This window comes from Streptomyces kaniharaensis (assembly GCF_009569385.1).
Lineage (GTDB): Bacteria > Actinomycetota > Actinomycetes > Streptomycetales > Streptomycetaceae > Kitasatospora > Kitasatospora kaniharaensis.
In genome coordinates, this window is the sequence record NZ_WBOF01000012.1 from 1 (window position 1) to 7,350 (window position 7,350).

At 70.2% G+C, this 7,350-nt stretch carries 6 protein-coding genes; all 6 read right to left on the reverse strand.

The annotated features are described in order from the left end of the window. Positions 1–155: 155 nt before the first annotated feature. Entirely contained in the window at positions 156–1,583 is a 1,428-nt protein-coding gene (locus tag F7Q99_RS39305) for a replication protein (RefSeq protein ID WP_153472145.1), read from the reverse strand. 523 nt (positions 1,584–2,106) lie between these two features. After that, a complete protein-coding gene (locus tag F7Q99_RS39310) occupies positions 2,107–2,796 on the reverse strand; it encodes a hypothetical protein (RefSeq protein WP_153472148.1) in 690 nt (229 codons plus the stop codon). Beyond that, entirely contained in the window at positions 2,796–3,164 is a 369-nt protein-coding gene (locus tag F7Q99_RS39315; RefSeq protein ID WP_153472151.1) for a hypothetical protein, read from the reverse strand. Before F7Q99_RS39315 ends, F7Q99_RS39310 begins: the two co-directional genes overlap by 1 nt. After that, positions 3,161–5,077, reverse strand: coding sequence for an ArsR family transcriptional regulator (locus F7Q99_RS39320; protein WP_230211353.1), 1,917 nt, complete (start codon positions 5,075–5,077; stop codon positions 3,161–3,163). The genes F7Q99_RS39315 and F7Q99_RS39320 overlap by 4 nt, the downstream gene beginning before the upstream one ends. A 74-nt stretch (positions 5,078–5,151) precedes the next feature. Then, entirely contained in the window at positions 5,152–5,319 is a 168-nt protein-coding gene (locus F7Q99_RS43855) for a ribbon-helix-helix domain-containing protein (RefSeq protein ID WP_153472153.1), read from the reverse strand. 863 nt (positions 5,320–6,182) lie between these two features. Continuing rightward, the coding region (locus F7Q99_RS39330) for a replication protein (RefSeq protein WP_230211354.1) at positions 6,183–7,350 on the reverse strand (1,168 nt) is incomplete at its 5' end.

Consider the following 7,350-nt stretch of genomic DNA (forward strand, 5'->3'; position numbering starts at 1 on the left):
GGGTGCCGTCCGAGTCGTGCGGGTCGGTGGCTAAGTGACGCCCGGAAGACTCGGAAGCGAGCTATACCCCCGCGCTTCGCTTGGGTGTGCTCGCCCGTCCTCGCTTCGCTCCGGGCGGGGGAGAGGACCGGCCCCGGAGGGCCGGTCAGGGCCCGTCAGGAGCGACGGGCCAGCAGCCGCCCGAGCGCCCCGGCGAGCTGTCGCCGGGCCGCATCCTTGGCCGCCTGGTCGGCCTCGTACGCGGCGATGCGGGCCTGCCGCATTCGCTCTTCCTGCCGGGCCTTGAGGCGGGCGAACAGTGCCTCTTGAACCTCGGCCAGTTGCTCGGCGGTGAGCACACGGACGTGATCGGCCCGGCCGCCGAGACCGGCGACGACGTCGGCCGCCGAGTCGTAGCACTCAGCCTCGACCGTGGCCCGCACGTCTAGCTCAGCGTCAGCGCGGACCACGAAGCCGTGTGCGTCGGCGGTCATCGCGATGCCGCCGACCAGCTTCTGATTCTTTTCCTGCTCGTAGATGAACTCACGGTCGCGCTCCTCGGAGTCGTCGCCGTCCATCCGGACGTGACGCCGCAGGCCGCGCGTCCACTCGATCGCCCGGCGTCCGGCCATGGCTTGCTCGTACTCCGCCCACCAGGCCCGGCACTGGGTGGGGGTGCCGTAGCCCTCGGCCTGCTCCGGGTCGGTCCCCGCCGACTCGATGTCCCACAGCCGGTAGAGCAGTTGGAACGGGGTCACGCTGTGGCCGGTGTACCGCTTGGTGTCGGCGCGGGTCGTCTCCATCGCGGCCCCGGTCGCCGCCTTCAGGTCGGCGGTCACCGAGTCGGCAGGCTTCTTCCCGTCCTGCACCTTGGTCAGGTAGTCGATCAGGGCAGCGTCGTCCGCCGACCTCACGATCTGAACCTTCACGCCGTGGCCCTTGCCGTCGCACTTGCAGTCGCGGATCTCGCACTCGGTCGAGGGCTTGTAGGACGGGTCAGCCTTGCCCAGGGCACCGGACCACAGGTCACGCAGCCAGGTTTCCCACATCGCCAGCGACTTCTGTCCGGGCTTGAAGTGCTTGACCACGGTGCCCTTGGCCGGAGTCCCGACGAGCCGCCCGCCAAGGAAAACCAAGAGGTTCATGTGCGGGTGCCAGCCGTTTTCCTTCGATCGAGTGACCTCGGAGGCCCGCGCCATGCCGACGTACCCGATCCGGTGACGGATGCCACCCTCGGGCCGCTTGCCCCGGCGGGCAGCCCGGCCGTAGAAGGCCGGGGCGGTCAGCATCGCCTGATACGCCCCAGGCGTCCGCCGGGGCTTGCCCGAGCTGTCCAGGACCGGGTTTCCCTTCCCGTCGAGCTTGGGGGCCCCCCAGAGCGCGTCAGAGAGCTTGTCCAGCTCGGTCGTCTTGTTGTGCCGGGCGGTCAGCACCACCACGGCGAGCATGCCGCCAGCAGCCAGCCAGCGGAGCGCGGCCGTCTTCAGCTCCTCGGAGCGGCCCCGGCGGATCGCCGCCGAGCACTCCGGGCAGAACCAGATCTTTCCGCAGCGGACCAGGCCGATCGTGACCGCGTAGCCGCGCGAGGACCGGCCCACGATCACGCCCGTGTCCGGGTCCAGGACCGCCCGCCCGCAGCCCTTACAGGCGTCGATCCCGGACGTGCGGTTGAGGACCTTCCGACCCTGCCAGCGGCGGATAGCCGGGTCAGGGGTCGCCCGCCGTTCCCGCAGGTCAGGCGTGTGGGAAAACTCTGTTACCCCATTACCTAGGCGACCGCTTTTGCCGGGCGCGGTCGCGTCGGCGGCAGCCCGCTTGGAGCCTTCCGGGTTCCGGCGGGCCGCGCTACGGCACGCCTCGTTGCAGAAGCGCTTGGCGCGCTTGCCGGGGGTCTGGGTGAGTGGCTTACCGCAGTAGCAGCGGGACGGCCCGGCGGTGCGCTGTGGCGGGACGGCCGGGGTCTTTCGTACGCTGGTCACAGCAACGTTTCCTGTCTCGGTTTGGCGAGGCTGGAGGCGGACGGCCCGGAGTTGCGAGCTCTGGGCCGTTGCCATGTCTGGGGTCTGATCTTGCCCTACAACAGCCGTGCGGCCCGCCGGGATTGATTGGCGGGCCGCTGGCGTGTCGTCAGGCGGTGAGGGCTTCACGTACCCGCTGGGCGCGAGGCTGGCCGATCCGGTACCGCTCGCGCAGGTCACGGATGGACGGCTTACCGCCCTCGGCGAGTACGTCGGCGTACTCGGTCCGAGCCGCTTCGATCAGCTCCGCATCCGCCGGGGCGGGTACGGACGCCGACACCTTGCGGGTACGGCGCGACCGGTCGGCCGGTACGTCAGGGGTGGTCGGGTACGGGACCTCTCCACCGTCGACCGTGAGCTGTACCGGCTCTGTCACGGGTACGGACTCCAAGGCGGGAGCGGGTACGGGCTCTGGCACGGGTACAGGGTCCGGCTCCGTCACGGGTGCGGGCTCCGGCTCCGGGTCGGCGGGTACGTGGTGGGCCAGCCGGTGTACCCGCCACAGGACGAGCGGGGCGATTGCGGATACGGCCACGAACAGCGGCCACTCCACCGAGAGCAGGCGGGCCGCCACCAGGTGCGAGAGCGAGTTCGTCACGACCATGGCGAGTACGGCAGCCCACACGTCCCGCCCGGCGCGTATCGAGCGGACCGCGTACAGGTCCAGGGCCGCCGGTACGCAGGCCGCCGTGTAGGTACCGAACCCGACCGCTTGGGCCAGGCCGTACTCAGCCGATGCAGTACCGACCAGGGCGGCGGCCAGCGCACCCCACGCGAGCCAGTCACGCTGAACCTTCATCACTTCCCACCCTTCTTGAGCTGCTTGATCACGGGTACCGCGATGGCACCTGCACCCACGGCCGCGATGGCGACCACGGCGACGGACAGGAGCAGGGCGACCAGGACGCCGCCCCCGGCGACGACGGCCAGGGCGATCAGGGCCCAGTCCCCGGAGGACTTCCGGCGCTGGTTCTCAGTGGCCAGGGCGATCAGGGCCCGGATGTTCTCCTGCTGGGCCGCCTGCTCGGCGGCCCGCTCGGTGGCCTGCTGGGCGGCCATGAACTTGAGCAGCTCGAACATCTCGGACTGCTGCTGTGCGGCGGCCACGGCGGCCTCAGCGCCGGTCACAGCATCGGCGGTGGTCCGCCGGGTGATCTCGTGGCTCATGCCGCCACCTCCAGGCCCTTGTCAGCCCGGCGGACCGTCCCGGCCTCGGTCAGGGCCTTGAGTTCGCGGCTGACGGTGCCCTTGTTCAGGCCCGTGGCTTCGGTGACGTCCTTCGGGGTGCGGGCACCGTCGCGGACAGCCGCCAGGACTCGATCCCGGTTGGTGAGCGGCGCGGGCTTGTCCTCGGCAGGCTCGACCATGACCGGCGTGGCCGGGGCCGACGCCTTCCAGTACCGGGCAGGCAAGGCCCGGACTCCGTCGTCATCGAGCGTCCAGGTTCGGATCAGGCGCGGCCCGTAGCCCTTGAGGTAGCCGTGTCCCCGCCACTGCTTGCCGTCCGGGATCTGGTGGGGCGCGTAGTGCGCGCAGTCGTCCAGGGCGACCTGTGCCTGAGTGGTGCCCGCCACCCGCAGCGAGAAGCGGGTGAGGAGGTTCGGGGCGATCAGCTTGTGAACGCCGGGGGTGCCGTCTGTGACCGGGTACTGAGTGGCCCACCACAGGACCACGCCACGGGAGCGGCCCAGCGACGACAGTTCGATGAGCTTCTGTAGCCGGTCCTTGTCCTTGGCGATGGCCGCCAGGACGACCTGTCCCTCATCGATCATGACCGTGAGCTGACGGCCGTCCCAGACCGAGATCCCCCGCCGCTTCATGTCCGCCTTACGACGGCCCATCTCGGCGTGCGCCTCATCGATCGCCGCCGCGATCTCGTCAGTCTCGACAGCGACCCGGCACACGCGCTCCCAGACGTTGGCCTCTTCGCCCTTGCCGTCGATGAACAGCAGGTCGCCCCGAAGGTGTGCCGTCGCGAGCAGGACACGGACGGACCAGCTCTTACCGGTGCCGGATGCCCCGGAGACCAACAGCCGCTCATCGAACGGCACGAACACCAGCTCGCCGGTCTCGGTGTCCAGGCCGATGCACATCAGGCCCGGGTCCGCCGGGATCATGTCCGGGGTCCACAGCGAGGACGTGCCGTCCGTGGCCTGCCGGGTGGCGAGGGTGATCACCGCCCAGCCGCCGCGCGTCCCGGCCGTGATCCGGATGCGGAGCGCGGTCCGGGCACCGAGAAGGCTCCGGATGTTGTCGGTCTTGTCCTTGAGGGCCTTAGTCGTCCAGGCCCCATCAAGGCGGACATTGCACCGGATGCCGCCGGGGGTGACCTGCGGGGGAGTGGTGACCGTCCCGGACAGACCCCGGTCTGCGGCGTGCGCCACCCAGTAAGCCGGGTCCAGCCGTTCGACGAGCTGACGTTCTTCGAGGGACAGGCCGTCGTCGAGCTGGACGCTCAGCTTCCGGCGGCCCAGCCCGAGGCCCACAGCGTTGAGGCCGACCAGACCGGCGGAGGCCAGCAGGGGCCAGGTGGTCAAGTCGTGCGACGACGACAGCAGCCAGGAGGCCGCCGAGGAGGTCACCACGTGGAGCGTGTGAGTCCGGACCGCCAACGTTCCCAGCGTGACCGGGTAATCCCGGCGGGCGCCCTTGAGCGCCGTCTTTGTCTCGCTCTTGTGCTGACGGGCCGCACGGTCCGCTGTGGCCGCCGCCCGGCGGGCCGTCCCGAACGGGTTCTTGCTCTCCTTGCGGGCCGCCGCCCGCTGGCTCTGTGCCCTGGCCGCAGTCGAGCGGGCCGAGTTGTGGGCCCGCTGTGCGTCCATCAGCGCCTTGAGGTGTTCCGGCGTGCGGAGCTTGGCCCGGCGGTCCGCCTCAGCGTCCCAGCGGGCCGCGAACGGGGCGAAGGCCGGGGTAAGCGCGTCGAGCGTGTTGGTCACGGATTTGGCGACGGCCGCAGCCGCCGACGATCCTTGGGTCTTGTCCACGAGGTTGCCTCCAAGCGGTTCGTGGATAGGGCCGGATTCCGTTGCAGCGGGTCCGGCCCGCTTTGTTTGGTTGTGGTTGCGCCGTTGTTGCAGCAACGGCGCGTGTTGAGCCCCGCAACCGCCTCTGACCTGCGATGTTGCACAGTTGAGGCGAAGGGGCGGGAGGGCCCCTACGTGTGAGCGGCGAGCGCTTCCCGCAGTAGGCGGCGGATCATCTCCGAGCGGTTCACCCCCTCTTCCTTGGCTAGCTCGGCAATCCGAGCGGCGATGTCTGCGGGTAGTCGGATCTCGACCTTGGGGCCGATCTCTGGCCGACCCCCGAGGTTCGGTTTCGGCATGCGTTAACTATGGGGGAGGTTTCGACATGCGTCAAGTCCATTCCCCGGCTGCGGCCGATCGGCAAGCCAGGGTCAGAACCAGATGCCTCCGGCGGGCCACCGCTCCCAGAGGGGAGGGGGCACCGTCGGTGTCTGCGGCTGAGTGGGTGGTTGGGCTCGTAGGGGTTCTGTGGGGGGTTCCCTCCGGCCAGACAGCGCCAGAGGCAAGCACACCAGCCGCCGAGGCATCCAGGCCAAGCCGCGCAAGCGCGGTCGCCGCAAGCGGCGAGCCTGGACGCCCCGACGACCGGCGTACTAGGGCTTCGCCCGCCGCCCGACCGGAGGGAACCCCCCACAGAACCGGGGGGTGGTTGCTGGCGCAGGCCAAGTGCGGGCCAGATTGGGGACCACGGCCAGGAGCATCCCGAACCGGCTGATTCAGATTGACACAAGTGGTCTAGCCTGCTCTCGGGCGTTCAGAGTGGACGCCGGAGAGGGGAACCATGCACATCCGCATCAGCATCGACGTGACCGCTCGGGGCCTGGCCCTGGTCGTCCTGGTGATCCTGCACCTGACGCTGTAGCCAAGCCCGCTCAAACCGAAGCCCCCGGAGCCTGAAGGCTCCGGGGGCTTCTGCGTTGGTGGGTCAGGGTCGGGGGTGGGGGAACCCGCCGGCGGTCGGGCCCTGGGGGGCCCTCTCGACGGCAGAACCCCCCACCCCCTCACGTGGGTGCCGTCCGAGTCGTGCGGGTCGGTGGCTAAGTGACGCCCGGAAGACTCGGAAGCGAGCTATACCCCCGCGCTTCGCTTGGGTGTGCTCGCCCGTCCTCGCTTCGCTCCGGGCGGGGGAGAGGACCGGCCCCGGAGGGCCGGTCAGGGCCCGTCAGGAGCGACGGGCCAGCAGCCGCCCGAGCGCCCCGGCGAGCTGTCGCCGGGCCGCATCCTTGGCCGCCTGGTCGGCCTCGTACGCGGCGATGCGGGCCTGCCGCATTCGCTCTTCCTGCCGGGCCTTGAGGCGGGCGAACAGTGCCTCTTGAACCTCGGCCAGTTGCTCGGCGGTGAGCACACGGACGTGATCGGCCCGGCCGCCGAGACCGGCGACGACGTCGGCCGCCGAGTCGTAGCACTCAGCCTCGACCGTGGCCCGCACGTCTAGCTCAGCGTCAGCGCGGACCACGAAGCCGTGTGCGTCGGCGGTCATCGCGATGCCGCCGACCAGCTTCTGATTCTTTTCCTGCTCGTAGATGAACTCACGGTCGCGCTCCTCGGAGTCGTCGCCGTCCATCCGGACGTGACGCCGCAGGCCGCGCGTCCACTCGATCGCCCGGCGTCCGGCCATGGCTTGCTCGTACTCCGCCCACCAGGCCCGGCACTGGGTGGGGGTGCCGTAGCCCTCGGCCTGCTCCGGGTCGGTCCCCGCCGACTCGATGTCCCACAGCCGGTAGAGCAGTTGGAACGGGGTCACGCTGTGGCCGGTGTACCGCTTGGTGTCGGCGCGGGTCGTCTCCATCGCGGCCCCGGTCGCCGCCTTCAGGTCGGCGGTCACCGAGTCGGCAGGCTTCTTCCCGTCCTGCACCTTGGTCAGGTAGTCGATCAGGGCAGCGTCGTCCGCCGACCTCACGATCTGAACCTTCACGCCGTGGCCCTTGCCGTCGCACTTGCAGTCGCGGATCTCGCACTCGGTCGAGGGCTTGTAGGACGGGTCAGCCTTGCCCAGGGCACCGGACCACAGGTCACGCAGCCAGGTTTCCCACATCGCCAGCGACTTCTGTCCGGGCTTGAAGTGCTTGACCACGGTGCCCTTGGCCGGAGTCCCGACGAGCCGCCCGCCAAGGAAAACCAAGAGGTTCATGTGCGGGTGCCAGCCGTTTTCCTTCGATCGAGTGACCTCGGAGGCCCGCGCCATGCCGACGTACCCGATCCGGTGACGGATGCCACCCTCGGGCCGCTTGCCCCGGCGGGCAGCCCGGCCGTAGAAGGCCGGGGCGGTCAGCATCGCCTGATACGCCCCAGGCGTCCGCCGGGGCTTGCCCGAGCTGTCCAGGACCGGG

What these genes read in the sequence shown, in the direction of transcription:
- F7Q99_RS39310 (WP_153472148.1), bottom strand. Translation starts at nt 2,796, where the DNA reads ATGAAGGTTCAGCGTGACTGGCTCGCGTGGGGTGCGCTGGCCGCCGCC.
- F7Q99_RS39315 (WP_153472151.1), bottom strand. Translation starts at nt 3,164, where the DNA reads ATGAGCCACGAGATCACCCGGCGGACCACCGCCGATGCTGTGACCGGC.
- F7Q99_RS43855 (WP_153472153.1), bottom strand. Translation starts at nt 5,319, where the DNA reads ATGCCGAAACCGAACCTCGGGGGTCGGCCAGAGATCGGCCCCAAGGTC.